The following is a 26,387-nucleotide window of genomic DNA, read 5'->3' as shown; positions in this document are numbered from 1 at the left end:
AATGCCGCTGGGGACGCTCCGCGTCCCGACTGAGAGCGGGCGACGCGGAGCGTCACGGGAGGCATTCCCACGCAGAGCGTGGGAACGATCAGTGTGGGAGGGAGCAAGCCCCCTCCCACATGGGTACTACGAACGCATCACGCCGGCTGCAACACCGACTGACCGCTCAACGCCAGGTCCAGCAACTCACGGTTGGCCACCGCATACATGGCGTAGTCCGTGCCAACCGCTGCACGAATTTCCACCATCATTGCGCGCCAGCGATCAGCCATGTCCTGGTGCTGCTCAAGCCACAGGGCCACGCGGGCTTCCATGTCTTGTGGCGCGTCGGCCATTTGCAGTACCGAAATGGTGATCGCCCGTTGCTGCCAGTCCACGTCGTCGCGGAAGGCTTCGCGGGCCTGGGCCTGCCAGTTGTTGGCAACCGGCAGGTCGCTGATCTGCTGCAGGTACCACGGCAGGTCCAGGGCGCTGCCGACGGCGAAGTAGGCCTTGGCCACTTCGGCGGCGTCATGCCCGGTCACATCGGCGGCTTCGATGATCGGCAGCAAGGTATACAGGTGGGTCGTGCCTGCAACCATGCGCGCCAACAACTCCGGTACGCCGGCCTGGGTGTAGGCCTGGTAACGGTTCTGCCAGCCTTCACGGGTCGGGCCTTCCAGCAGTTCGTCAAGCTTGAGGCCCAGCGCCGCCAGGTGCGGACCGAAATGCGCGGTATCACGCCCGGCGTCCTGCTCGTTGCGACGGCTGCGCAGGAACCAGCGCGTGGCGCGGCGGCCCAGGCGCATCAGCTCATCCATCAGCTCCAGTTGCACATCGGCGGACACCTGGTGATCCAGGGCTTCGATCTGACGGAACCAGTGCGGAAGGTGGAAGATGTCGCGCACGATCACATAGGCGCCAGCCACGTTCGCCGGGCTCATGCCGGTCGACTCTTTGAGCCGTTGAACGAAGGTGATGCCCATGTGGTTGACCAGGTCGTTGGCGATCTGGGTGCTGACGATCTCGCGCTTGAGGCGGTGACGACGCATGGCCTCGGAGAACTTGGCCACCAGGCTCGGCGGGAACGCGGTCTCCATGTCACGGGTCAGGTAATCGTCATCCGGTACCTGGGACTTGAGCAGCGCTTCCTTGAGGTCGATCTTGCTGTAGGAAATCAACACCGACAGCTCCGGACGCGTCAGGCCCTTGCCATCCGCAGCGCGCTCGGCGAGCTGCTCCTCGGTCGGCAGGTACTCGATGGCGCGGTCCAGCTTGCCACGGGCTTCCAGGTCGCTCATCAGGCGCTTGTACTCGGCGGCACGCTCGTAAGCCTTGCGCGCGGCCAGGGACAGGGCCTGGGTCTGCTTGTAGTTGTTGCCCAACACCAGGCTGCCGACTTCGTCGGTCATGCTCGCCAGCAACTGGTTGCGTTGCTTGTCGGTCATGTCGCCGGCCTGCACCACTTCGTTGAGCAGGATCTTGATGTTCACTTCGTGGTCGGAGCAGTCCACGCCACCGGCGTTGTCGATGAAGTCGGTGTTGGAACCGCCGCCATTGAGGCCGAATTCCACACGGCCCAGCTGGGTCATGCCCAGGTTACCGCCCTCGCCCACCACCTTGCAGCGCAACTCGTTGCCGTTGACGCGCAGCGCATCGTTGGCCTTGTCGCCCACATCCGCGTGGCTTTCGGTGCTGGCCTTGACGTAGGTACCGATACCGCCGTTCCACAACAGGTCCACCGGCGCCTTGAGCAAGGCGTTGAGCAGTTCGGTCGGGGTCAGTTTGTCGGCCTTGATGTCAAAGCGTTCTTTCATCTGTGGCGAGATGGCAATGCTCTTCGCGCTGCGCGAGAAGATACCGCCGCCTTCGGACATGATGCTGGTGTCGTAGTCGGTCCAGGCCGAACGCGGCAGTTCGAACAGGCGCTGGCGCTCGACGAAGCTGGTTGCCGGGTTAGGGTTCGGGTCGATGAAAATGTGCAGGTGGTTGAAGGCCGCGACCAGTTGCAGCTTGTCGGACATCAGCAAGCCGTTACCGAACACGTCACCGGCCATGTCGCCGACGCCCACCACGGTGATGCTGTCTTCCTGCACATTGATGCCGCGCTCACGGAAGTGACGCTGCACGCCGACCCACGCGCCCTTGGCGGTGATGCCCATTTTCTTGTGGTCGTAACCGGCCGAACCGCCGGAGGCGAACGCGTCACCGAGCCAGAAGCCGTAGTCGATGGCGATGCCGTTGGCGATGTCGGAGAAGGTCGCAGTGCCCTTGTCCGCCGCCACCACCAGATACGGGTCATCGTCGTCATGGCGCACGACATTGGCCGGCGGTACCAGGGCGCCGTCTTTGAGGTTGTCGGTGATGTCCAACAGGCCGGAAATGAAGATGCGGTAGCAGGCGATGCCCTCGGCCGCGATCTCGTCACGGCTGCCGCCCAACGGCAGGCGACGCGGCAGGAAGCCGCCCTTGGCGCCCACCGGCACGATCACCGAGTTCTTCACTTGCTGGGCTTTTACCAGGCCGAGCACTTCGGTACGGAAGTCTTCTTCACGGTCGGACCAGCGCAGGCCGCCACGGGCCACGTTGCCAAAGCGCAGGTGCACGCCTTCGACGCGTGGCGAGTAGACGAAGATTTCAAACTTCGGCACCGGCTTGGGCAGCTCGGGGATTGCATGGGGGTTGAACTTGAAGCTGAAGTACGACTTGTTCTGGCCGTTGGCGTCAGACTGGTAGAAGTTGGTGCGCAGCGTCGCCTTGATCAGGTCGAGGTAGCGACGCAGGATGCGGTCTTCGTTGAGCACCTGAACGTCGTCCAGGGCGCTGAGGATCGCTTGTTCCAGGCGTTGCTGCTTGTCTTCCAGGTCATCGGCGGTGAGCTTGCGCGCCAGGTAGAAGCGGGTCTTGAACAACCGGGTCAACTCGCGGGCGATGTCGGTGTGGTTGTTCAGGGTGCTGGCGATATAGCCAAGGTCGAAGCCCAGGCGGATCTGCTTCAGATAACGGGCGTAAGCGCGCAGCAGCGCCACGTCACGCCATGGCAGGCCGGCGGTGAGCACCAGGCGGTTGAACGCATCGTTCTCGGCATCGCCGTGGACGATATGCACGAACGCGTCCTGCAGGGTGTCGTTGAGCTGCTGGATATCCAGGTTCACGCCTTCGGCGGCGATGAACGCGAAATCATGGATCCAGAACTCACGGCCATTGGCGTGGCGCAGGCGATACGGGAACTCACCCAGCACGCGCAGGCCGAGGTTTTCCAGGATCGGCAGCACGTCGGACAGCGCCAGCGGAGTGTCGGCGTGATACAGCTTGCAATGCAGCTCGCGCTGGCCGGAAACCTGGCCCAGCGGCTGATAGAAGCTCATCACCAGCGGGTTGGCTTCGGTGAGGCTGAGCAGATGCTGCATGTCGACCACGGCCGAGTGCGCGGCGAAACGCTCGCGGTAGCCGGCCGGGAAACCTTTCGGGAAGTCCGCCAGCACATTGGTGCCGTGGGCTTCGCCGAAGCTTTCCACCACCAGGCTGGCGTAGTCGTCCTGCCAGCTGCGGCAGGCCTGCACCACTTCTTTTTCCAGCTGCAGCGGGTCGATGTCCAGGCGATTCTTCGGGTCAACCCGCAGGATCAGCTGCACACGGGCCAGCACGGATTCGGAGAAGAAGGTCCAGAATTCGCAGTCCGAGGCTTTCAGGCGATCCATCAGCACTTGCTGGATTTTCTGGCGCACTTCGGTGGAATAGATGTCACGCGGCACGTAGGCCAGGCAGTAGCAGAAACGGCCGTACGGGTCTTTGCGCAGGAATACGCGGATCTTGTTTCGTTCCTGGATCTGCACGATCGACATCACCGTGCTGAACAGCTCATCGACCGGGGTTTGGAACAGGTCGTCACGCGGCAGTACTTCAACCACCTGGGCCAGTTCTTTACCCAGGTGCGCCTTGGCCTGGAAGCCCGAGCGGCGCTCGATTTCCGCGACCTTGCGACGGATATAAGGGATCACCCGCACGCTTTCGCCGTACACCGAGGAGGTGTACAAGCCCATGAAGCGGTGTTCCTTGATGACCTTGCCGTCGGCGCTGATCTCGCGGATCGACACGTAGTCCGGATAAGCCGGACGGTGCACACGGCTGGGGTGTGCAGCCTTGGCGAACGACAGCACGGTCGGTTCGCGCAGGTAGGCCACGGCGTAGTCTTCGATGCGCAGGTCTTCGGCGGTGAGGCCGGCGCGCAGCAGCTTGGTCAGACCGAGGAAAGAGCTGGCGTCATATTCGATATGACCGCCGTCCGCCTCGTCACGTACCACGAACTCTTCGTAGCCAAGGAAGGTGAAATGGTTGCCCACCAGCCATTCGAGGAAGTTCTTGATCTCGGCTTTTTCTTCGCCGTCGATCACGAATGCGCTGGCGTCGACACCGGCCAGCAGGTCCTGGACCTTGGCTTTCATCGGCTCGAAATCGGCCACGGCCACGCGCACTTCGCCCAGCACCTGCTCGAGCTCTTTGCTCAACACATTCAGTTCGGCGGCGTTGGCGCAGCGGTCGATCTCCAGGTACATCAGCGACTCTTGCAGGATGCCTTCGCCCTGGGTGCCCTTGGGCAGGATTTCAAGCAGCTCGCCCTTGCTGCCACGGCACACGCTGAGCACGGTGGTTTGTAGGGTGTGGATGCTGTAGCCACGGCGGTTGAGCTCGGTACGTACCGAGTCCACCAGAAATGGCAGGTCATGGTGCAGCACTTCGACCGCGGTGTGGGTCGACTGCCAGCCATGACGTTCATAATCGGGGTTGTAGACCCGCACTTGCGGTTGGGTGTGGTCGAAGCGCTCAAGCAGGCGCCAGGCAGACAGGGTGCAACCGGCCAGGTCGGAAAGGCGACGCTGGGTCAGTTCGTCCAGGGAAATGATGCCGAAGAATTGCTCAGCGAACAGCGCCACTTGTGGCAGTGCCTGTTCACTGATGTGCTGCGCCAGTGCCGCTTGCAGTTGGTGCTGGAAGTCGGCCTTGCTGGCTGCGGTGAAGAACGCCATCTGTGGTACTCCGCTTGGGCTTGTTATTGATGGAAGCGTCGCGTGTTATCCCCTTGCGGGGAGACCGTCAGCTCTGTTCTGGTCGTGATGACAAGCACCATAAACCAATCAGAGTGACAGGTGGGTGAAGCTGGACAAGACAGTCAGGTCACATACAACTTCCACAAGATACACACCGCGCCGGGTGACGGTACGACGGGCAGGTCAGGCGCCTGGCACGGGGCACATCCGTTGCGCAGCTTAACGAGTGTAGGAAGCCGGCTGCTTGCGGTGCTGCGACATATTCGGTCATCGGTAAGCAGGTGTGGGGTTGCGACTTGGGCAACCGGCAATATTCAGGCCCGCCAGTATCAAAAATGACTGCTTTGGCCCGCCAGGTCATGCACTCGGTCTGACACACAATGCAGCATAAAATTCGCCGCAATGGCACAATCACCCGGCGCAAACGCCCTCCTCCACACAGGATTCCCCATGCTGCAACTGAAAACCGATGCCCTGATAGCGACGCCGTGCGACGACGAAGAAGACCGCATGGCCATGCTCTGCTGCCACGGCAAGAACGGCGAGATGTTCATGCTGAGCCGGTATCCGGATGAAGACGAGGTGGAACTGACCTGGGATTACGAGCCTTCGACCCTGGATGGGCTGAAAGTCACCTTGGGCGACACCCGCTTATTGATCGAACTGGCGGCCGGCGATGCGGATGCGCTGGGGGGCAAGGATCAGTTGCAGATCACCCACGCCACGGCCGCCTCCGACCTGGCCGAGGTCGAGGAAACCCTGCAGAACATCCTCAAAGGCACTGGCACCTACACGCGAATTTAAGCTGCACCCAGGATCAAATGTGGGAGGGGGCTTGCTCCCGATTGCGGCGGGCCAGTCATATAGAAGTGCCTGACACACTGTCATCGGGAGCAAGCCCCCTCCCACATTGACCGCACTCCACACAAATTTCCTACAAGTTTTGCCAAAAATACCCGTCACGCCGTTAGTCGCCGCACCCCACGATGCATTAAAGTAAGCGCCCCAGGCCGGTGTTTTTCCCTGACACCCGGGCTCATCTTTCCAGGAACCGTCATCGATGGAACATCGTGAAGCGCTGCTTGCGCTGCGAACCTTTCTTTCTACGCAGATTCTCGGCCAGGAAAAACTCATCGATCGCCTGCTGATCGCCCTGCTCGCCGACGGCCATATGCTGGTCGAGGGCGCGCCGGGCCTGGCCAAGACCAAGGCCATCAAAGAGCTGGCCGAAGGTATCGAAGCGCAGTTCCATCGTATCCAGTTCACCCCCGACCTGTTGCCCGCCGACATCACCGGCACCGAAATCTATCGCCCGGAAACCGGCAGCTTCGTCTTTCAACAGGGGCCGATCTTTCACAACCTGGTGCTGGCGGACGAAATCAACCGCGCACCGGCCAAGGTCCAGTCGGCGCTGCTCGAGGCCATGGCCGAGCGTCAGGTCAGCGTGGGCCGCAGCACCTACGAGCTGTCGCCGCTGTTTCTGGTGATGGCCACGCAAAACCCCATCGAGCAGGAAGGCACCTACCCCCTGCCGGAGGCCCAGCTCGACCGTTTCCTGATGCACGTCAAGATCGGTTTCCCGGATGCCGCCGTCGAACGGCGCATCCTGCAACAGGCGCGTGGTGAAGCGCTCAACGGCGAAACCAAGCCCGAGCGCCGCGTCAGCCAACAGGCGATCTTCGCCGCGCGCAAGGAAATTCTCGGCCTGTACATGGCCGATGCGGTGGAGGAATACCTGGTGCAGCTGGTCATGGCCACGCGCACCCCGGCCAAGTTCGACCCGGAAATGGCCGAGTGGATTGCCTACGGCGCCAGCCCGCGCGGCTCCATCGCCCTGGACCGTTGCGCGCGCGCCCATGCCTGGCTGGCCGGCCGCGACTTCGTCAGCCCCGAAGACATCCAGGCGGTGCTGTTCGACGTGTTGCGCCACCGCATCATTCTGTCGTTCGAGGCCGAAGCCGCAGGCGTTGATCAGGACCGCGTGGTGCAACGCATTCTTGACGTCGTTGCCGTCGCTTGAAGCCGATGAACGCGAGTGCGGGTATCCACGTCACGCTCAGTGAGCTGATCGAGATGCGCCATCGCGTGCGTGAAGTGCAGCTGTTTTCCACCCCCGGCCAGCGCAGCCCGCTGATCGGCCTGCACCACTCCAAGCTGCGCGGGCGCGGTGTGGATTTCGACCAGGTGCGCGTGTACCAGGCCGGGGACGACGTGCGCACCATCGACTGGCGCGTGACCGCACGCACCCAGGAGCCCCACACCAAGCTGTTCCACGAAGAGCGCGAGCGGCCGATTTTCATCATGGTCGAGCAAAGCTGCCGGCTGTTTTTCGGCTCGGGGCAGATGTTCAAGTCGGTGCTCGCCGCACAAGCCGCCAGCCTGATCGGCTGGGCCGCGCTGGGGCATAACGACCGCGTGGGCGGCCTGGTGTTCGGCGACAGCGAGCACTACGAAATCAAACCCCGGCGCAGCAAGCAAAGCCTGCTGCAACTGCTTAACCGCCTGGTGCGGGTCAACCAGAGCCTGAACACCGAAAGCCTGCCTGAAGCCGACGCGTTGGGCATGGCCCTGCGCCGTGGCCGCGAAGTGCTGCGCCCCGGCAGCCTGGGCATTGTGATCTGTGATGAACGGGCGCTGACTGAAGGCGCCGAGCAGCAACTGAGCCTGTTGTCGCGCCATTGCGACCTGTTGCTGCTGCCCATCTCCGACCCGCTGGACCATGCCCTGCCCGCCGCAGGACTGCTGCGTTTCGCGCAACGAGGCGCGCAACTGGAACTCGATACGCTCAATTTCGATTTGCGCCAGGCCTACAAGGCCCAGGCTGAAGCACGCATCGCCCGCTGGGAGTTGCTGGCGCAAAAGCTGCGCGTCTTGTTGATGCCGTTGAGCACCCAGAGTGAAATGGTCGAGCAGCTGCGCGAATACCTCAACCCGCAACGCCCGGTCAGAAAACAATGAGCAGCCTCGACCAACTGCAACCGCTGATCGCCCCGCCTGCCATCGGCTTCTGGCCGCCCGCGCCGGGCTGGTGGCTGTTGTTGCTGCTGCTCCCGATGCTGGGCTGGGGCCTGTGGTGGCTGCGCCGTTTCCTGCCCACGCGCCGCCCCGTGGCCCGCGCCGAACAACCGCTGGACCCGCTGCGCATTGCCGCCCTGGCCGAGCTGGCGCTGATGCCCAAACCCTATGACGGCGCGCCCGCCGGGGCCTGGCTGCAGCAACTCAATGGCTTGCTCAAGCGCCTGTGCCGCAACGACTACCCCTACAGCCAAAGCCACACCCTCAACGGCCGCAAATGGCTGGCGTTCCTCGATAACCGCTGCCCCGCCGCCGGCCTCACGCGCTGGATGGTGCTGGTCGAAGGCGCCTACAAGCCTGAATGCAAACTCGACGACAAGGCCATCGCTGGCCTGACCCAAGCCGTCGACACCTGGATTCGCAAACATGTTTGAGTTCGCCTGGCCGTGGATCTTCGTCCTGTTGCCGTTGCCGTGGTTGATGCGCCTGGTCCTGCCGGCGGCCGACAGTGGCGAACCCGCGTTGAAAGTCAGCTACCTCAACGACCTCGAAAGCCTGGCCCGGCGTCGCGCCCGGGTGAACCTGCCGGGCTGGCGCCAGCAGGCACCGTTCGTGGTGCTGTGGCTGTTGCTGTTGACCGCCGCCGCCCGCCCGGAATGGCTCGGCGAGCCGCTGCCGATTGCCGCCAGTGGCCGCGATTTGCTGGTGGCGGTGGATGTCTCCGGCTCCATGGATTTTCCCGACATGCACTGGCAGGACGAAGACGTCAGCCGCCTGGCGCTGGTCCAGCACTTGCTCGGGGATTTTCTCGAGGGCCGTGAAGGCGACCGTGTGGGCCTGATCCTGTTCGGCAGCCAGGCCTACCTGCAAGCACCGCTGACCTTCGACCGGCGCACCGTGCGCACTTGGCTGGATGAGGCGCGCATCGGCATCGCCGGCAAGAACACCGCCATCGGCGACGCCATCGGCCTGGCCCTGAAACGCCTGCGCCAGCGCCCGGCGCAAAGCCGCGTGCTGATCCTGGTGACCGACGGCGCCAACAACGCCGGGCAAATCGACCCGCTCACCGCCGCGCGCCTGGCCGCTGAAGAAGGCGTGAAAATCTACCCGATCGGCATCGGCGCCGACCCTGAGCAAACCGGCTCCCTGGGCATTCTCGGCGTGAACCCGAGCCTGGACCTCGACGAGCCGGCGCTGAAGGCCCTCGCCGAGGCGACGGGCGGCCAGTATTTCCGCGCCCGTGATGGCAACGAGCTGGAACAGATCAAGACCACCCTCGACACCCTCGAGCCCGTCGAACAGCAGCCCACCCAGGCCCGCCCGGCCCACGCGTTGTACAGCGGCCCGCTGGCCCTGGCGCTGCTCCTCAGCCTGTTGCTGGTGGTGCACGAACGCTGGCCGAACAACGCCTTGCAGCGGCTGTACACCAAACTCTCGAGTAAGGGCATGTTCCTGCCACAGAGCCCGGAATGGCGCCAGCGCCTCAAGCGCCTGCGCTTGCGGAGGCGTCGATGATCGCTTTGTGGCCGCACTGGCTGCGCCCGTGGTGGCTGTTGCTGCTGCCGCTGCTCGGCTGGTTGCTGTGGCAACTGTGGCACCGGCAAAAACGCGCCGGGCGCTGGCAGCTCATCCTGCCCCAGGCCTTCCATGCCACGCTGCTCAGTGGCGGCAACGGCCGCGAAAGCAAATCGCCTTGGGTGGTACTGGGCATCGCCTGGCTGCTGGCGTTGCTGGCGCTGCTGGGGCCCAGTTGGCAACGGGTTGAACAACTCAGCCAGAAGCCTTCCGACCCGCTGGTGGTGCTGCTGGAACTCACCCCGCAGATGCTCGCCACCGACAGCCCGCCCAACCGTCTCGAACAGGCGCGGCGCAAGCTTTATGACTTGCTGCAGGCACGCACCGATGCGCAAACCGCCATCGTCGTGTATGCCGGCAGCGCCCACACCCTGGTGCCACTGTCGGATGACCTGGCCACCAGCCGTAACCTGCTTGAAGCGCTGCGCCCCTCGATCATGCCCGAGCCCGGCCACCGCGCCGACCTGGCCGTGGAAAAAGCCCTGGCCCTGCTCAAGCACGGCGGCCTCGGCCAGGGGCGCCTGCTGCTGATCGGCTCGTCGCTGTCCAAACAGGAGCGCCAAGGTATCCGGCTGCTGTTGCAAGGCAGCCAGGCGCCGAGCTTGTCGATCCTCGGCATCGGCAGCCGTGAAGGCACGCCAGTCACCCAGGAAAGCGGCGAATTCCTCAAGGACGAACAGGGCGCGATCCTGATCCCACGCCTCGACAGCCCGACCCTCAAGGCGTTCGCCAGCGAAATGGGCGGCCGCTACCGGGCCGCGCGCCTGGACGACAAAGACCTGCGCCAACTCGGCGTACTCGACCCGCCCCAGGCCTTGCGCGACGACGGTCAACTGCTGCGCCTGGACACCTGGGCCGACCAGGGTTACTGGCTGCTCCTGCCGCTGCTGCTATTGGCCGCCTGCGCCGGGCGTCGCGGCTGGCTGTTCTGCCTGCCGCTGCTGTTGATGGCCGCACCGCAGCCCAGCTATGCCTTCGAATTCCAGGACCTGTGGCTGCGCCCCGACCAGCAAGGCCAGTACCTGCTGAAGAAAAAACGCCCGGCCGAGGCCGCCGAACGCTTCCAGGACCCGCAATGGCAAGGCGTGGCCCTGTACGAAGCCGGTAACTATGCCGAAGCCATCAAGCGTTTTGCCCAGGGTGACAACGCCTACGCCCACTACAATCGCGGCAATGCCCTGGCCCGATCGGGTGAGCTGGAAGCCGCGATCGATGCCTACGAACAGGCGCTGGAAGCCCAACCCGATCTGCAGCCGGCCCTGAAGAACAAGGCGCTGGTGGAAAACCTGCTACGCGAACAAGCCCAGCCTGAGCCCGACGAACCCGAAAAAAACCAGGATGACGAAACCACCCAACCCGGCCAAACTGCGCAACCGGGCGCCGACGGGCAAAATGCCCAGGGTGGCGAACAATCCACCCAGGGTCAGGGCCAAGCCGCCAACGGCGCCACCGACACCGCTGGCGCGCCGCCAACCGACGGTAACGACGTGCCAGGCAGCGAGCTGGGCGACGAGCAAACCACCACGCCGCCGCTACGCCCCGCCGATGCCAGCCTTGAAGGCGAACACCGCCAGGCGTTGGAGCAATGGCTGCAACAGATCCCGGACAACCCCGGTGAACTGCTGCGACGCAAATTCTGGTACGAACAGCAACAACATCAGGACAAGACTCGATGAGCCGCCGCACCACCCTTCTGCTCTTGCTCGCTTTGTCGGCAGGCCACGCCCAGGCGGCGAACCTGGTCGCCAGCGTCGACCGCAGCCGCCTCAACTCAGGGGAAACGGTAGAGCTGACGGTGGAATCCAGCGACGTGACCCAGTTCGGCAAGCCCGACCTGTCGCCCCTGGATGCGCAGTTCGAAGTCAGCGGCACGCGCCAGATCAACCAGCTCACCACCCTGGGCGGCGATAACCACGCGACCACGCGCTGGATCATCACCCTGCTGCCCCGGGAAAACGGCACCGTAGTGATCCCGCCCCTGCAAGTGGGCGACCTCAAGACCCAGCCGATCACCCTGCAAGTGCTGGAAACCGCCAGCCAGAACACCAGCGCCGAACTGGCACCGGTGTTCGTCGAAGCCAACCTCGACCAGACCAGCGTTTACGTGCAGGCCCAAGCCCTGTTGACCGTACGCGTGTATCACTCGGTGTCGCTGTATGACGACAGCAGCCTCACGCCCCTGCAAATCCCCGACGCTCGGGTCGAGCAATTGGGCGAGTCGCGCACCTATGAAAAAGTCATCAACAGCATTCGCCATGGCGTGATCGAAACCCGCTACGCGATCTATCCGCAGCACAGCGGGGCCTTGGCGATTGGGGCGCAGACCTTCAGCGCGACCCTGGTGGAATCGCGCCCTCCCCAGGAGAACACGCTGCAGGGCACCAAGCCGGGCAAGCTGATCCACGCAAGCTCGGCGCCGCTTGCGCTGACGGTCAAGCCCAAGCCCGAGTTCTACCCCGCCGACACGCCCTGGTTGCCGGCGCGCAGCCTGAGCCTGGACGAAGCCTGGAACCCGGCGCCTGAGCATGTGCAGGTCGGTGACTCGCTGACGCGCAGCCTCACAGTCAAGGTCGAGGGCCTGTCCAGCGCGCAACTGCCGGCGCTGCCCAGTACCGACGTCAACGGCCTGCGCCGCTACCCGGACCAACCGGTACTGGGCAACCAGACCAGCGACCGTGGCCTGATCGGCAGCCGCGAAGACCGCGAAGCACTGGTGCCCACCCGTGCCGGTGCGCTGGAACTGCCCGCCGTGGAAGTGGTGTGGTGGAACACCCACGAAGACCACCTGGAACGCACCAGCCTGCCGGCCCGCACCCTGCAAGTGGCGGTCAACCCGAGCCTGGTGGTGGACACCCCCGCCATGCCGACCGTCATCACCGCGCCGGATGACGAACGCCTGTGGCTGTGGCAGCTCAGCACCTTGCTGCTGGCCTGCACTACTCTGCTGGGCTTCGGCCTATGGTGGCGCGCCCGCCGCCAACCCGCCGTGCAACGCGCCGCGCAAACCGGCCCCAGCCCGCGCACCCTGCTCGACGACCTCAAGCGCGCCACCCAGGCCAACGACCCCCACGCCACCCGCCAGGCCCTGGATGCCTGGGCCCGCCAACAACCGGAAACCCTCGCCGACATGGCCGCACGCTTCGTGCCGCTGTCGGATGCGTTGGACGGGTTGAACGGCGCGTTGTACAGCGAGAGTGGCCAGTATTGGCTGGGTGAAGACCTGTGGCGTGCAATCAAAGCCATCCCCGTGGCCGAGCGCCAACAAGACCCGGCCACCGATACCACCAGCTTGCCGCCGCTTTACCCCAAATAGCCCCTGACACGAGGCAAGCCCCCACCTAAGATCGTTCCCACGCTCCCGCGTGGGAATGCAGCCCGTGACGCTCTGCGTCACGGCTGCTTAGCGGGACGCGGAGCGTCCCAGGAGGCATTACCACGCAGAGCGTGGGAACGATCAATAGCGGTGTGTCAGTCAACATACTTGTCACTGATCCATTGCCATCGGGGGCAAGCCCCCTCCCACAGTTGACCTGCGCCGCCTGCTGGACATGCATTGTTAAAGGCCAGCAATCCATATCGCTTTAATTTGCAGGACGTTTCCTAGACAATCCTTCGGCCTTGCGCCTGCTCAATCCACTGGCTAGCCTTCGCTTCGTCGCTGCATATCAGCGACCGGGTGTGAGATCCCGTGTATTAGCAGGCGCCATGCGCTACAACCGTCTATGGCGGCTATGTGCGGGCAGACTTTGGTCTGGCCGGGTCCTGCTTTCCGGTATCTCACCCCGCACATAGCTGCCACCTTTTGACGTGTGAGATCGGCAAAAGAGTGGCTCCCAACCCAAGCAGGAGCTTCACGCATGAACAAACTCGTCCCCGATCCCCCCTTTCCGATTTTTGTCGCCCACGAAGACCTGAGCTTCGAAGACGCCATCGTCAGCATTGCCTCGCTATTACGCTGCGCCGCCACCACCGCAATACAGACTGCTGAAGACCTCAACGGCGCCCAACGCGACATGGCCTGCTCCACCGCCCACCTGATCGACATGGCCCGCACCCTGGCGGACCGAGCCTTGGAGTGCCTACAACCCCAGGCATAACGCACAACCCCTGTGGGAGGGGGCTTGCCCTAATGCCAGTCAGTTAAGGCGACACCGAACCTGTGGCGAGGGAGCTTGCTCCCGCTGGACTGCGCAGCAGTCCCATTGTTTGGGGCCGCTTCGCGCCCCAGCGGGAGCAAGCTCCCTCGCCACAAGTTAGTTCGCGCTCCTGCTACTTCTTAACTGACTGGCATTAGGGCAAGCCCCCTCCCACATTTGACCTGCGCCGCCCGGAGCAGCGTGTTCATATAACAGGTAAACTCCCTTCCTTTTCATCTTCTCCACGGAGTTCGCCTTGCGTCTGTTTCACACCTCCGACTGGCACCTTGGGCAAAACCTGCACGGCCAGGAACGCGACTTCGAACATGCCTGTTTCCTCGAATGGCTGCTGGGCCAACTAAAGGCCCATCGCCCGGATGCGCTGTTGATCGCCGGCGATATCTTCGACACGGTCAACCCGCCGCTCAAGGCCCAGGAGCGCCTGTATGACTTCATCATCGGCGCCCACGAACAAAACCCCACGCTGACGATTGTGATGATCGCCGGCAACCACGACTCCGGTTCGCGCATCGAGCTGCCCGCCCCGCTGATGCGCCGTCTGCGTACCCATGCGTTGGGCCGAGTGCTGTGGCTGGATGACGGCCAATTGGATGCCGAACGCCTGCTGATCCCATTGCCGGACGCCAAAGGCAAGATCGTCGCCTGGTGCCTGGCGCTGCCCTTTCTGCGCCCGGCGGAAGTCACGGGGGCGCAGTTGGGCGATGATTACCTGCGCGGCATCGGCCAAGTGCATGAATGGCTGATCGCGGCCGCCAACGCCAAACGCAAGAAAGGCCAGGCGCTGGTTGCCATCAGCCATGCGCACATGGCCGGGGGTTCGGTGTCGGAAGACTCCGAGCGCAGCCTGATCATCGGCAATGCCGAGGCGCTGCCGGCCAGCCTGTTCGATAAGAGTGTCGGCTATGTTGCCCTCGGCCATCTGCACAAACCGCAAAAAGTGAATGGCGAAGAGCGCATTCGCTACAGCGGCTCGCCGATTCCGCTGTCGTTTTCCGAAATCAGCTACAAGCACCAGGTGCTCGACGTGACGTTCCAGGGCGAACGACTGGTCGGCGTCGAACCGCTGCTGATTCCGCGCTCGGTCAACCTGCAACGCCTGGAAGCCGCGCCTCTGGCCGATATTCTCAAGGTCCTGGCCGAGCTGCCCGACATCGACCTGCTCGCCGAAACCCAGCGCCATCCCTGGCTGGAAGTGCGCGTGCGTCTCGACGAACCGCAACCGGACCTGCGCCAGCAGATCGAAACCGCCCTGCAAGGCAAGGCCGTGCGCCTGGTGCGCATCGCCGCCGAATACGCCGGCAACGGCCCGCGCGCCGACGGCGACGAAGAGCGCCTGGTCGAACTCGACCAGCTCACGCCCCAGGAGCTGTTCAGCCGCGCCTGGCAGGACAGCTACGGCAGTGAAGTGGATGAACAGACCTTGAAGGACTTCGCCGTGCTGCTCCAGGAAGTGCAACAGGAGGACGAACAGCCATGAAGATCCTCGCCATCCGCCTGAAAAACCTCGCGTCCCTGGCCGGGCCGTTCGAAATCGACTTCACGGCCGAGCCGCTGGCCAGTGCCGGTTTGTTTGCCATCACCGGGCCGACCGGCGCCGGGAAAAGCACCCTGCTCGATGCACTGTGCCTGGCGCTGTTTGGCGCGGTGCCGCGCTTGGGCGATACCGGCCAGGCGAAGATGCCGGATGCCGACAGCGATATTTCCATCGGCGACCCGCGCACCCTGCTCAGGCGGGGTACCGGCGGGGGCTACGCCGAGGTGGATTTCGTCGGCGTCAGCGGCCGGCGCTACCGGGCGCGCTGGGAAGCCAACCGCGCCCGCGACAAGGCCAGCGGCAAGCTGCAGAGCAGCCGCCAGAGCCTGATCGACCTGGACAGCGAGCAACTGCTGGCCAGCCAGAAAACCGAATACAAGACCCAGCTGGAACTGGCCCTGGGCCTGAACTTCGAACAGTTCACCCGTGCGGTGCTGCTGGCGCAGAGCGAGTTCAGCGCCTTTCTCAAGGCCAACGACAACGAGCGCAGCGAACTGCTGGAAAAGCTCACCGACACCGCGCTCTACACCCAGCTGGGCCGCCGCGCCTTCGACAAGGCCAAGGACGCCAGGGACGCCCACAAGCAGTTGCAGGACCAGGCCACCGGCGTGGTGCCCCTGGCCGCCGAAGCCCGCGCCGAGCTGGATCAACAACTGAGCCAGGCGCAGCAACAACTCAAGACCCACCAGGCCCAGCTCAAGCAATTGGAGTTGCAGCACACCTGGCTCAAGGAACTGCGCGAATGGCAGGAGCGCCAGCAAAGCGCTGCCGAGCAGTTGCAGCACGCCCAGCAACAGTGGGACAGCCAGGGCCAGCAGCGCCAGGACCTGACGCGCCTGGACCAGCTCGCCCCACAGCGCCATCACTTCCTGCGCCGCGCAGAACTCGACGCCTTGCTGGCACCGCTCGCCACGCAGATTCAGCAGCACCTTGCGCAACAAGCCGTGCTGCACAGCCGCGAGGAACAGGCGCAACAGCAGCAGGCCAGCGCCCAGTCGGCACTCGGGCAAGCCCAGCAGAACCAGGCGCAGGCCGCGCCGTTGTTGCGCCAGGCTTTCGAACAACAGACCACCCTCGCCCACTTGACCAAGGAGCTGGCCAAGCGCACCGAGGACCAGCAGCAGCACGCCACCGCCTGCAGCGAAGGTCAGATTTTGCTCAACAGCCTGAAAGAAAAGCAGGCCCAGGTCGGCGAGCGTCTGCAACGCCTCTCCGCTGAACTTGAGCGCAGCGCCGCCCTCGCGCCCCTGAGCGACGCCTGGACCGCCTACCGCGACCGCCTGCAACAGCTGATGCTGATCGGCAATCGCCTGAATCAGGGCGAGACCGAACTGCCGCAACTCGAACAGCGCGTCACCGCCGCCGTGGCGCAATTCACCCAGCAGCGCGAAGCCCTGGACCTGCTGTACCAGGAGGCCGGCGCCGAGCCGCACGCAGTGGCCGAACAACTGCAATTGCTCGCCAGCCTCTTGCAGGACAATCGCAAGCAACAACGTGCCTTCGAAGACCTGGCACGTTTGTGGGACAGCCAGCAGCAGCTCGACACTCAGGCCAGCAGCCTAGCGCAAAAACTCGCCGAAGCGGCGCAGCAGCGCGAGCAACTGAACCAGACCGGCCTGCAGACCAAAGCCGAATTGACGGTGGCCGAGCAAACCCTGACGGTGACCAAGCAACTGCTGGAGCGCCAGCGCCTGGCCCGCAGTGCCAGCGTTGAGGAACTGCGCGAGCAGTTGCAGGACGACCAGCCCTGCCCCGTCTGCGGCAGCCACGAACATCCGTATCACCAGCCCGAAGCGTTGTTGCAGAGCTTGGGCCGCCACGATGAAAACGAAGAGGCCACGGCGCAGAAAGCCGTCGACAGCCTCAAGGAAAAGCTCACCGAGCTGCGTGGCGAAGTGGGTGGCCTGATCGCCCAGCAAAAGGAATTCCTGGCGCAGCAGGAACAGCTTGCGCTGCAGCAGCAAGCGTTGGCGCCAAGCCTGCAAGCGCATCCGCTGTGCGCTGCGCTGTTCAACCAGGACGCCGCCAAGCGCAGCAGCTGGTTGGCCCAGCAACTGGCGCAACTGACGCAAAGCATCGCCCAGGACGAACAGCGCCAAAGCGCCCTGCTCAACCTGCAACAGAATGCCGGGCGTTTGCAGCAGCAGTTGCAAGCCGCCCAGGACGCCAGCCAGCAGGCCCGCCAACTGTTGCTCGACCAGCAGCGCGCCCTGGCCAACGACCGCGAACGCCTCGATGCAGAACTTGCAAGCTTCGCCAGCCTGTTGCCCAGCGCGACGCTGGAAGGCTTGCGCAGTGAACCGGCGGCGACCTTCCTGCAGCTTGATCAGCAGGTCAGCCAGCGCCTGGAACACCTGGGCCATCAGCGTGATGAGCTGGCTGAACAACAGGAGCGTCAGCAGGCCATCGAGAAGCAACAGACCCACCAGCAGCATCGCCAGCAGCAATTGGAGGCGCTGAATCTGCAGGTCGCCGAGCTGGCCACCCAGCACCGCGACGCCCAGGAAACGCTCAGCGCCTTGCTGGGCGAGCACGCCAGCGCCGAACAGTGGCAACAGCAACTGGATCAGGCCGTCGCCCAGTCGCGCCAAAGCGAAGCCGATGCCAGCCAGGAGTTGCACGCCGTTCACTCCGCCCTGGTGCAATTGGTCGCCGACCTCAAGGCCGTACAGGAGCGCCAGCAAGCGCTCGAGAGCGAACGACAGGCCCTGGACACGCGCATCAGCGCATGGCGCGCCGCGCACCCCGAGCTGGACGACGACGGCCTGGCGCGTCTGCTGGCATTGGACGACGCCCAGGTCACCGACCTGCGCCAGCAGTTGCACACCTGCGAAAAAGCCGTCGAACAAGCCAGCGTACTGCTGCAAGAGCGCGAACAACGCCTCGCCGAGCACCAGGCCTTGCACAATGGCAACCTGGACGCCGAACAGCTGGACAGCAGCCTCGCCGCGCTCAACCAGCAATTGGCCGAGGGCGAGAAACACTGCGCCGAACTGCGCGCGCGCCAGTCCGAGGACCAGCGCCGCCAGGATGCCAACCACGCCCTGGCCGAACAGATCACCAAGGCCTATGACGAATGGCAGCGCTGGGCACGCCTGAACGCGCTGATCGGCTCGGCCACCGGCGACACTTTCCGCAAGATCGCCCAGGCCTACAACCTCGACCTGCTGGTGCATCACGCCAACGTGCAGCTGCGCCAACTGGTGCGCCGCTACCGCCTCAAGCGTGGCGGCAGCATGTTGGGCCTGCTGGTGATGGACACGGAAATGGGTGATGAACTGCGCTCGGTGCACTCGTTGTCCGGCGGTGAAACCTTCCTGGTGTCGCTGGCGCTCGCCCTGGGCCTGGCGTCGATGGCCTCCAGCACCTTGAAAATCGAGTCACTGTTTATCGACGAGGGCTTCGGCAGCCTCGACCCCGAATCCTTGCAATTGGCCATGGACGCCCTCGATGGCTTGCAGGCCCAGGGCCGCAAGGTCGCGGTGATTTCCCATGTACAGGAAATGCATGAGCGCATCCCGGTGCAGATCCAGGTCAAGCGCCAGGGCAATGGCTTGAGCACCCTGGAGGTCAAGTGAGCCAGGCGCTGTTGTATTCATTCCGGCGCTGCCCCTATGCAATGCGCGCACGCCTGGCGCTGCGCTACTCGGGGGTGGCGGTGCAGATTATCGAGGTGAGCCTCAAGGCCAAGCCGGCCGAGATGCTGGCACTGTCACCCAAGGGCACGGTTCCGGTGCTGAGCGTGGAAGGTCGGGTGATCGAGGAAAGCCTGGAGATCATGCAATGGGCATTGGCCCGGTACGATCCGGATGATTGGTTGTTGCAGGAGAATCCAGCGGTGTTGGAGTTGATCGCCGAGAACGATTCAGCATTCAAACATCATTTGAATCGATACAAGTACGCCGAACGCTATCCGCAGCAGCCGATGGAACATTATCGGGCCGAGGGCGAGGTGTTCTTGCAGAAGTTGGAGGATTTGCTGGCGGATCGTGAGTACTTGCTCGCCGCGCACATGAGCCTGGCGGACGCGGCCATCGTGCCGTTTGTGCGGCAGTTCGCCCATGTGGATCGCGAGTGGTTTGCGGGGGCGCCGTATCCACGGCTACAGGCGTGGATACAGCGGATTCTGGAGTCACCGCTGTTTATCGCGGTGATGGCAAAGCCCTGAAACCAACATCAATCAACCTGTGGGAGGGGGCTTGCCCCCTCCCACAGGTTGATTGATGTTAGCCCTGGGTCTTGTGATCCAGCGCCGCATAAAAGTTGGCGCTCTGTTGCAGGTATTTCTGGGTGTAGGCGCTGGTGCTGGATTTTTTCCCGGCGACGTCCACGCTGGCGTTGGCAGGCAAGGCCACGGTGGCGGAAACAGCGGAAGCGGCGATGATGGAGAAGAGGTTCAGATTCATGTCGGTAACCCTTGTGTGCGTTTGGTTGAGTGGCCTGGGAAGGCCTTGGAACCAAACTTACGCCCGGGGGTTGAACCTTAGAAATGCTTTGAAACAGTAGCCGTCATCAATGGAATTAATACTTAGGGTCAGGCCCCGCGTTGCGGGGCCTGTGGCTTATTGACGCACCAGGAACTTGAGGTCGCTGGGGGCATCGATCGGCAATTTCTGCACGGTTTTACCCAGCAGGCCGGTGTTGGGGTCACGTTCGAGCACCACGATTTCGTTGCTCTTCTGGTTGGCGATCAGCAGGAACTTGCCGCTCGGGTCGAGGCTGAACTCGCGCGGGTGGTCGCCTTCCACGCTGCGGCGCTGCAGCTCTTTGAGGTGGGCGGTGGCAGGGTCTACGCCAAACACGATGATCTGGTTGGCGGTGCCGCGATTGCTCACATACAGGAACTTGCCGTCTCTGGACGCATGCACGGCGGCGCCGGCCTTGTCGGACACCGGTTGCCCGGCGGCGTAGTCGACCAACTGGGTCTGGGTGAGCTTGCCGTCGGCATAATCGAACACCGCGACCTGCGCGCTCATCTCGGTGGTCAGCCAGGCGTGCTTGCCATCGGCGCTGAACAGCAGGTGACGTGGGCCGCTGCCCGGTGGCAATTGCACCGATGCCTGGTTGGCCGGGGTCAGCGGCAATTCGTGATTGGCCTTGGGGTCGTAATGGTAGGCAAATACCTTGTCCGCCCCCAGGTCCTGCACAAACACGTACTTGCCATCCGGCGAAGACACCACTGAGTGCACGTGGTTGGAGGCCTGGCGCTCGGGGTTGACGCGACTGGCCGGGTGCCCGCTCAACTGCACCGGCGCCGACAGTTTGCCGGTAGCGTCCACCGGCAGGATTGCCAGGCTGCCGCCCGGGTCTTCCACCACCGAATAATTGGCGACGAACAGGTAACGCCCATCCGCAGCGATGCTCGAATGGGTCGGCTCGTTACCCAGGCTCTGCACCTGATTGATCAGGGTGAGCTGATGATTCTTCGGGTCGATGCTGTAGCTGCTGACGCGACCGACCGGGTCTTGCTGGCCGGGACCGTTTTCATTGACCACAAACAGGTGCTTCTGGTCTTTGGAGACCGTCAGCCACGAAGGGTTGTCAGCCTTCGCTGCCAGTACCGGCTTGCCCTGGAGCTGGCCAGTGCGACTGTCGAATTGCAGGCGATAAATACCGTCGCTGGCGCCAGCGGTGTAGCTGCCCACCAACAACTCATAGGTGTCAGCCGGTGCAGCCTGCACCGACATCGCCCCCACACTGCCGGCCATCAGCAGCGGCCAGAATTTACGCATCATCATGCTCGTCTTCCTCGTCGTTATTGTTGCCGGTGAAGGCGGCCATGCACACCAGGCGGTGCTCGCCCGAATCACCGGTGAGGGTCCAGCTTTGCAGGGCGTCGTCAAAGGTCGCGGCCTGTACTTGCGCGAGGCTGAACGTCCAGCGTTTCTCGGCCCGGCCGTCCATGCTCTTGATCAGTAACTGTTGATCCTCGAGCCTGAAATCAAAGGCATGCAGCCCATCGATTTCGAGCATGTCGCTGGTTTGAAGTTCAGTAAGCAGGGCGTCGGCAGTCATCGGGATCATTCATCGCTGGAAAAAACGCTGATGATAGGCCAATCCCCTGCGTCTTTCCCATTTCCCATGGCCAAGCGGTAGTCGGTTACCGCATCCCGCCCGTGGCGGCCATTACTTTACGAGGGCATAGCTAACCCACGTAAAGGATGACTCCCCGTGCCAACCACCCCGACACCCCCGGCTGAAAACATTCTGCAAAAAGCAGTGGAGACGCAGTTTCGCACGCGCCCATCCCTGCGCTCAGTCGTGACTCAGATGCTGACCTACACCTTGAAGGAACGCTTCCCGCACCTGCCCAAGCCCCTCTCCGATCTTTGCCTGGCGCTGCCCCGTGATGGCGGCGGCCGGGGCCTGCATCCGCTGCTGGAGGTGGCCCTCAAGCATATTGCCGATGGCAGCTTCCCCGACCTGTCCGTGCGCGACAACCTGGATGGTTACCTGAGTGACGCCACCGGCACCCGCCTCGTCCCGCCGACCGGTGAGCCTTCCAGCTATGACGTGCGCGCCGTCGAAGCGGTGATACGCGAACTGCCCTTGATTCTGTTTGTGGGGTATCAGGATGCACTGACCGAATACTGGGACCAGGACAGCGAGGCCGGCGGCAGTCGCTGGCGATGGCTGGCCAGTTTGCTGCAAGGCGTGCTGAGGACCTCGGCGATTCGTCAGTCCGGCGAGGATGCCCAACAACTGCACATACTCAGCACGTTGGCCAACTACCCTACTCGTGAAGCCAGGGCGCGCCTGCCATGGCCCGACAATTCGATCCATGCCTACACCCTGGAAACGCACCTGGTGCGGGAAGCCACCACCTTGACCGTGCAGTCCAGCGATCTGCTCGTGGTCGGTGGCCAGCGCGTATGGTTGTGTGCCGTGTCCGGCCAGGTCGAGTCCTACGCCAGCCTCGACGCCTTCGGCCAGGCATGGGGCGAGCGCCTGTCACGGCAGTTCAGCGCCGACAAGATCACCTGGCACCGCTACGAGCCGGACGGCGATATATTCGAGGTTCAAGCGGCGCTGGTGCTCAACCGGCAACTGGAGGATCTCGCCGCGATACAACTGCCTCGCGCCAGCTCCATAGACGCCGCGCAACAGCTGTTCGAGTCGACCACCAACCCGGCCTCGTGGTTTGTCCGCGCGCCGCTCACGCCGATCGATAGCTTGTCGCCGATCCAGGCCGCCCTCCCCGACTGGCTGCGCGGCGCCTCACCCGCCGACCGCTTCAGCTATCGCCAATGCCTGATCGAACAGGCCAACCTCAGGCGCCTGACGCAGGGCGCGGGCTACCTGGATGGGCTGGAGGATATCCGCACCTATGCCGCCAGCCACTTGAATCACCAATTGTGCCTGGAGCGCAACGCCGTGATGCTGGGCACGCGCAGTTGCACGGACCTTGAACACGCGCTGTACAAGGCCGAAGACCTGGAGCTGACCTTCGATGTGCCCGTCGGCACGTTGCAAAGTGGCTACATCCAGCAAGTGTCCATGAGCCTGGTCGACCTGGCCCTGAAGAATCTGTCGGGAAGACCCAGCGGCCGCATGACATTACGCCATACCGGTGGCCGCGAGCTTGAAGCCTGGCTGACCCCGGCGTACCTGCTGCAACTGATCCAACGGGTGGATATCGGCCGCAACTACCCCGTCTATATTCAACAGGCATTGCTCAGCGGCACCGAAGAGGCCGAACGGCGCGAACGCCTGTTCTGCGGGCAACGCCCTGTCGAGCTGAAAACCCAGGCGCTGGAACACCTGATAAAGGCTGAGGCGGGGCTTACGCGACGTGGCTTTCGTTGCGTCCAGGCAGTCGTCGGCACCGAGCGTGCGGAGCGCTGGGTCGACAACGATGAAATCGTCATGCGCGCGCTGGCCTTTCAACGCAAGCCTGGGGCCAAGGCTGATGTGGTGCAGAACATGTTCATTATCGAACCGCGCAATGCGCAGTCCGGTCCGCACCTGCTCTACCGGCCGGCCTATGGCGAATCTTTGCTGGAGTTTGCCGGCCGCGACGCGTTGCTGGCGGCCATCGCCCAGCCCGGCGCCCTGCAGGACAGCGTACTGGCCTGGCTCGCGGACGACGCCAGGGCCATTTACAGCAATGGGGGGTTTAATCAGCCGCACTATGTGCGTATCGGCGGTATAGGCTCGGAATTCGATCCATTGCCTGAGGTGCCGAAACCGGCGACGCTGGCACCGGCCAATGATGAAAGTAACGACCCGATCCTGCAGGCGCTGAACAGCGGCCAACTGATGCAATACCTGTTCGTCTGCGAAGCCCGTCAACTTCTGGACCAGGCCGACCGCGAGTCAACCTCCAATGCTGAAAGCCGCTGGGCGCTGATCCTGGAAGGTGTGCAACTGGGCTTCAACACCTTGTTGATGCTGGTGCGCGGCCCCCTGGCGGTCGTCGGATGGCTCATGCAACTGGCGATGGGCCTCAGGCAGGACCTGCCGGCGCTGGAAAGTGCAGACCCGATTGCCAGGGAGTTGGCGTGGGTCGACCTGCTGCTCAACATCGGCATGGTCTTGCTGCACCATGGGCTGGAGACCGAAGCGCCAGGCAGCCCCGTTATCGAATCCCCGCCAGGCCCGCCGTTGAGGCGTGCACAGGCCAGCCCTGCGGTGATCGAACGCGGCGTGGTTGGCCTGCCCTCCGAGCCACCCGGTGGAGGCCGAACCCTGCTGGACTTTGACCGCTCCCTGGCCGGCGACAGCGCCTCGGCGCGCCTGCTGGAAAAACTCCTCGAGGTCAACGTGCCCTGGCCCGAGCCGCTGCCGGTCGCCGTTGCGCTGGGCAACCTCAAAGGTCTGTTCAAGGTCGACAACCTCTGGCACGCCTCGGTGGGCGGCCTGTTCTTTCGGGTCAGGGTCGTTCCAGGCGTTGGCGAGGTATTCATCATTCATCCCGACAAACCCGACCACCCTGGCGTCAAGCTCAGAACCGACGGCAATGGGCATTGGAGCCTGGATCGCGGACTGAAACTGAGCGGTGGAGGCCCCAAGCGCCTTGCGACCTTGCGCGTGGAAAACCGCCGCAAAACCGAGCAGCTACAAGTGCGGATGCAAGCGCTTGGCATCGAGCTCACGCCATCGATGACCGAACTTCGCGCCTCGCTGGTTCGAATGCGCACCGCCCACGCCGACCTGACCAAACAGGCCGCGACGTTAAAGCTGGTCTGGAAGCTTCTGGACAGTGCAACCGGCCCGCAAAAATCAACCCTTGAAACCCGTCATCAGCGCGAAATGCAAAGCTATGCAACGCTGCGTGCCCACTATGAAACGCTGCTGGAAACGCTGCAGGAACGACACGCGCAGTTGCTGCCGGCACGCCATGAACTGGTCAAGGTGGGCCAGGACCTGGAAAGGTACGGCGGCGCCGGCAGTCACGTTCAGGACCGGGCAAAAACCCTGAGAACGCTCTGGGACGAACAACTGGCAATCCATACCTACCTGGGTTTTTGGTCAGACACGCTTCAATTCAGCGACAGTGGCGAGCCGATGCGTCATGTGTCTGAACGCATGATGCTGGAAAAACTGCTCGGCAACGCTGCGCCCTATGATGAACACACGGCCAAATCCATCGCGTTGGCCGATATCCAGCAACGCATGGCCGTAGGCACCCGCGGCATGGAGACCACACTGGAGCTGTTGGAACAGGACTCAGTGGCGGGTCGTGCGATACGTGAAGAGTTGCTGGCAATGATCGCGCACCCACAGCACTTTTTCCCCGAGAGCCTGAAAATCAACGCGCTGATCCCGTTGTCGTGGGTGGCCATTGAGCTGTCGGCCACTGAAAGGTCGCCGCAGGAAGCGCTGTACAGGCAGCATGCCGACCATTCCAGCCTGAGCCAGGCGCTGCTGTCTCACATCGAAGTGCGCAGCAGCAGCGGCTTCCCCCTTGATGAGCAGCACCAGGTGTACAACACCGTGCTCGAGCAATACCGCCGCTATGAGACGGCGGTCGAGGCGCTCAAACTGATCAACCCGGCACGCTTGCGCCCGATGGCCGAGCGACTTGTGAATGAACTGCGAGATGTCCGCACCCTTGCCGAAAACGAACTGGAGGCCGTGGTCCGCAGGCAGGAGGAACTGGAAGTAGAACAGTCGCGATTAAAAAACCTGCGCCCGAAAGCGCCGACCAAACGCATCTTTAAAACCCGTAGAAGAAAATACCTCGTCGGCGACCTCAAGCCGGCCGATGGCCACATCAACCGCGAGCACTTCACCATCACCGACCCGGCAACCGGGCAAGCCGTCGCCTCGTTTCGCGAGCAGGCCGGCGAATGGGTAGACATCGCCGAAGACCTCGCGACCGCGCCGCAACCGCCAGCCCAGGCCCGTCCACTGGCGATACTCAAGCGCGAGGGCCAGATACTGCTCCAGCAGCGCGCCGGTATCGAACGTGTGATCAGCGCTCAACAGCAAGTGCTGGAAGCTCCCGGTACTCGGCAAGCGGTCAACCCCGGCGACTGGGATGAACTGCTCAGCGACCAGGCCGGCAAGCTCACCGAGCTTGCCGATGAGATTGCACGGGAACACGCCGGCCAACCCTCGGCCCAGGGCTTGATCGACGAGTACCGGGCAGAAGCCAGGGACATGCAGCGAAAGGCGCAGGAGGTCTGCAGCGCCGCTTACAAACAGCAGTGGCCGACACTGGAAAGCCTCGATTACCTGTGGCGGCACCAGCAGATCGACATCAACCTGACCAGCCCGGCCGATCCACAGCGCCCTACCCTCAGCGGCGATTTTTTCACCGAGTACGCGGTGTATGACAAAGCTCAAAAACCGCCGAGCGTGTTGTGGTATGCCCATTTTCACTATGCGGCAGCCAACATGCCGCCCGCCCGCTATACCCGTGCGCACCTGAAACTTGCCGACCAGCGTAAATTCACACAGAAGGACCTGCTCAAGGCGCATGTGCAGGCGCGATTGAAGAGCCAGCAGGAGCCGGGGGCGGAACCTGTCAGGAAGATCCTCTATGTGCTGATCGCGCCGCCTCAGGATCAACTGTTCTTAGCCATCGCACCTGCGCCGCACTGACCGGCGTCCCCTGAAGCGCAAAGACCGCAG

At 63.4% G+C, this 26,387-nt stretch carries 16 protein-coding genes; 12 read left to right on the top strand and 4 right to left on the bottom strand.

The features are described 5' to 3' along the window. Window positions 1–137 precede the first annotated feature (137 nt). Window positions 138–5,006: an NAD-glutamate dehydrogenase gene (locus C4J84_RS11825; RefSeq protein ID WP_124435384.1), complete on the bottom strand. Its 4,869-nt coding sequence runs from the start codon at window positions 5,004–5,006 to the stop codon at window positions 138–140. 471 nt (window positions 5,007–5,477) lie between these two features. Between C4J84_RS11825 and C4J84_RS11820 the strand changes: the two genes are divergently transcribed. The 11 genes from C4J84_RS11820 to C4J84_RS11765 all read left to right on the top strand — a co-directional run bounded on the left by C4J84_RS11820 (window position 5,478) and on the right by C4J84_RS11765 (window position 19,476). Further along, a complete protein-coding gene (locus tag C4J84_RS11820; RefSeq protein ID WP_124435383.1) occupies window positions 5,478–5,831 on the top strand; it encodes a hypothetical protein in 354 nt (117 codons plus the stop codon). 256 nt (window positions 5,832–6,087) lie between these two features. Beyond that, window positions 6,088–7,047 (top strand): MoxR family ATPase, encoded by a 960-nt coding sequence (locus C4J84_RS11815; protein ID WP_020301524.1) that lies wholly within the window; start codon window positions 6,088–6,090, stop codon window positions 7,045–7,047. A 5-nt stretch (window positions 7,048–7,052) separates the two neighbouring features. Then, complete coding sequence (locus C4J84_RS11810) at window positions 7,053–7,985, top strand: DUF58 domain-containing protein (RefSeq protein ID WP_124362678.1); 933 nt, start codon at window positions 7,053–7,055, stop codon at window positions 7,983–7,985. After that, on the top strand, window positions 7,982–8,476 hold the full coding sequence (locus C4J84_RS11805; protein WP_124366887.1) for a DUF4381 domain-containing protein: 495 nt from the start codon (window positions 7,982–7,984) through the stop codon (window positions 8,474–8,476). Before C4J84_RS11810 ends, C4J84_RS11805 begins: the two co-directional genes overlap by 4 nt. Continuing rightward, window positions 8,469–9,557 carry a VWA domain-containing protein gene (locus C4J84_RS11800; RefSeq protein WP_124409733.1) on the top strand — a complete coding sequence of 363 codons (1,089 nt, stop codon included), beginning with the start codon at window positions 8,469–8,471 and terminating at the stop codon, window positions 9,555–9,557. Before C4J84_RS11805 ends, C4J84_RS11800 begins: the two co-directional genes overlap by 8 nt. Next, window positions 9,554–11,293, top strand: coding sequence for a tetratricopeptide repeat protein (locus C4J84_RS11795; RefSeq protein ID WP_124370569.1), 1,740 nt, complete (start codon window positions 9,554–9,556; stop codon window positions 11,291–11,293). The genes C4J84_RS11800 and C4J84_RS11795 overlap by 4 nt, the downstream gene beginning before the upstream one ends. Beyond that, window positions 11,290–12,930 carry a BatD family protein gene (locus C4J84_RS11790; RefSeq protein WP_124429499.1) on the top strand — a complete coding sequence of 547 codons (1,641 nt, stop codon included), beginning with the start codon at window positions 11,290–11,292 and terminating at the stop codon, window positions 12,928–12,930. Before C4J84_RS11795 ends, C4J84_RS11790 begins: the two co-directional genes overlap by 4 nt. A gap of 544 nt (window positions 12,931–13,474) precedes the next feature. Continuing rightward, complete coding sequence (locus C4J84_RS11780; RefSeq protein WP_124366883.1) at window positions 13,475–13,714, top strand: DUF6124 family protein; 240 nt, start codon at window positions 13,475–13,477, stop codon at window positions 13,712–13,714. 295 nt (window positions 13,715–14,009) lie between these two features. Then, the gene (locus tag C4J84_RS11775; RefSeq protein WP_124370567.1) at window positions 14,010–15,251 is read left to right on the top strand and encodes an exonuclease SbcCD subunit D C-terminal domain-containing protein; all 1,242 of its coding nucleotides are present in this window, start codon (window positions 14,010–14,012) and stop codon (window positions 15,249–15,251) included. Continuing rightward, entirely contained in the window at window positions 15,248–18,886 is a 3,639-nt protein-coding gene (locus C4J84_RS11770) for an AAA family ATPase (protein ID WP_124370566.1), read from the top strand. The genes C4J84_RS11775 and C4J84_RS11770 overlap by 4 nt, the downstream gene beginning before the upstream one ends. Further along, window positions 18,883–19,476, top strand: coding sequence for a glutathione S-transferase (locus tag C4J84_RS11765; RefSeq protein ID WP_124370565.1), 594 nt, complete (start codon window positions 18,883–18,885; stop codon window positions 19,474–19,476). The genes C4J84_RS11770 and C4J84_RS11765 overlap by 4 nt, the downstream gene beginning before the upstream one ends. A 58-nt stretch (window positions 19,477–19,534) precedes the next feature. Here the strand turns inward: C4J84_RS11765 and C4J84_RS11760 are convergent, their stop codons facing one another. The 3 genes from C4J84_RS11760 to C4J84_RS11750 form a co-directional block, all read right to left on the bottom strand. Next, window positions 19,535–19,714: a hypothetical protein gene (locus C4J84_RS11760; RefSeq protein WP_124366879.1), complete on the bottom strand. Its 180-nt coding sequence runs from the start codon at window positions 19,712–19,714 to the stop codon at window positions 19,535–19,537. A 156-nt stretch (window positions 19,715–19,870) separates the two neighbouring features. Then, window positions 19,871–21,046: a lactonase family protein gene (locus C4J84_RS11755; protein WP_124370564.1), complete on the bottom strand. Its 1,176-nt coding sequence runs from the start codon at window positions 21,044–21,046 to the stop codon at window positions 19,871–19,873. Next, window positions 21,033–21,323 (bottom strand): DUF5629 family protein, encoded by a 291-nt coding sequence (locus C4J84_RS11750; RefSeq protein ID WP_124370563.1) that lies wholly within the window; start codon window positions 21,321–21,323, stop codon window positions 21,033–21,035. Before C4J84_RS11750 ends, C4J84_RS11755 begins: the two co-directional genes overlap by 14 nt. Window positions 21,324–21,479: 156 nt before the next feature. On the opposite strand from C4J84_RS11750, the gene C4J84_RS11745 reads away from it, so the two are divergent. Next, window positions 21,480–26,357, top strand: coding sequence for a dermonecrotic toxin domain-containing protein (locus tag C4J84_RS11745; RefSeq protein ID WP_256681407.1), 4,878 nt, complete (start codon window positions 21,480–21,482; stop codon window positions 26,355–26,357). Window positions 26,358–26,387: the final 30 nt, after the last annotated feature.

Origin of the sequence: Pseudomonas sp. R11-23-07, assembly GCF_003852295.1 — a bacterium.
Lineage (GTDB): Bacteria > Pseudomonadota > Gammaproteobacteria > Pseudomonadales > Pseudomonadaceae > Aquipseudomonas.
The sequence above is the reverse complement of the archived record's forward strand: the minus strand, read 5'-3'. Positions and strand labels throughout refer to the sequence as shown.

Coding starts and splice junctions, on each gene's coding strand:
- C4J84_RS11825 (WP_124435384.1), bottom strand. CDS start 5,006: ATGGCGTTCTTCACCGCAGCCAGCAAGGCCGACTTCCAGCACCAACTG.
- C4J84_RS11820 (WP_124435383.1), top strand. CDS start 5,478: ATGCTGCAACTGAAAACCGATGCCCTGATAGCGACGCCGTGCGACGAC.
- C4J84_RS11815 (WP_020301524.1), top strand. CDS start 6,088: ATGGAACATCGTGAAGCGCTGCTTGCGCTGCGAACCTTTCTTTCTACG.
- C4J84_RS11810 (WP_124362678.1), top strand. CDS start 7,053: ATGAACGCGAGTGCGGGTATCCACGTCACGCTCAGTGAGCTGATCGAG.
- C4J84_RS11805 (WP_124366887.1), top strand. CDS start 7,982: ATGAGCAGCCTCGACCAACTGCAACCGCTGATCGCCCCGCCTGCCATC.
- C4J84_RS11800 (WP_124409733.1), top strand. CDS start 8,469: ATGTTTGAGTTCGCCTGGCCGTGGATCTTCGTCCTGTTGCCGTTGCCG.
- C4J84_RS11795 (WP_124370569.1), top strand. CDS start 9,554: ATGATCGCTTTGTGGCCGCACTGGCTGCGCCCGTGGTGGCTGTTGCTG.
- C4J84_RS11790 (WP_124429499.1), top strand. CDS start 11,290: ATGAGCCGCCGCACCACCCTTCTGCTCTTGCTCGCTTTGTCGGCAGGC.
- C4J84_RS11780 (WP_124366883.1), top strand. CDS start 13,475: ATGAACAAACTCGTCCCCGATCCCCCCTTTCCGATTTTTGTCGCCCAC.
- C4J84_RS11770 (WP_124370566.1), top strand. CDS start 15,248: ATGAAGATCCTCGCCATCCGCCTGAAAAACCTCGCGTCCCTGGCCGGG.
- C4J84_RS11760 (WP_124366879.1), bottom strand. CDS start 19,714: ATGAATCTGAACCTCTTCTCCATCATCGCCGCTTCCGCTGTTTCCGCC.
- C4J84_RS11755 (WP_124370564.1), bottom strand. CDS start 21,046: ATGATGATGCGTAAATTCTGGCCGCTGCTGATGGCCGGCAGTGTGGGG.
- C4J84_RS11750 (WP_124370563.1), bottom strand. CDS start 21,323: ATGACTGCCGACGCCCTGCTTACTGAACTTCAAACCAGCGACATGCTC.